Source organism: Pseudomonas sp. EA_65y_Pfl1_P113, assembly GCF_963970525.1.
Taxonomy (GTDB): domain Bacteria; phylum Pseudomonadota; class Gammaproteobacteria; order Pseudomonadales; family Pseudomonadaceae; genus Aquipseudomonas; species Aquipseudomonas tritici.
On sequence record NZ_CAXAQM010000423.1, the window covers coordinates 1 to 494 of the forward strand.

Sequence of the window (494 nt, forward strand, 5' to 3'; positions counted from 1 at the left end):
CTTTCAGGCGTGGGCTGCGCACAGCCCTGCAGCGAGATGCTGCCAATTAACATGACGAGGAGTAAACGAATCATCAGGTAGCCTCGCCACGAGTCAGGGTTAGTGGAAGGTGTTCGCTCAGCGCGCGGGTGATAATTGAATCGGCTGTCGGGTTGAGGAATGCCGCTGCAGGCCTTTGAAGTGGCGGGATCATGGCTTCGGACATACGGCTGGTTCCTCCATTTTTCGAGGGAAGTCAAATGGGTAGCCTGGTTGGCCAGGGAGTACGGCTACAGCTGATACCGCAACTTGATTGCACGGAAGAAAATGAACGTCTATTGCGCCCAGCTCTTCATATGGCGCGACAGCCACTACCGCACGATGACGGGTGTATTTGGCCGCATGCAGCTTGTAGGCAGCCCGGTAGCCATCTGTCCCAAGCGGAGGCCAGTTCACATACTCATGGGGATTTGGGTCTTTCTCCCATTCAACCACCACGGTCAAACCGGGATGCC

1 protein-coding gene is annotated in these 494 nt (G+C 56.1%); it reads right to left on the reverse strand.

Translation table 11 applies throughout. From position 1 onward, the window contains the following. Positions 1 to 189 precede the first annotated feature (189 nt). On the reverse strand, positions 190 to 494 hold a 305-nt coding region (locus AACY52_RS30380), incomplete at its 5' end, for a DUF3304 domain-containing protein (protein WP_339561392.1).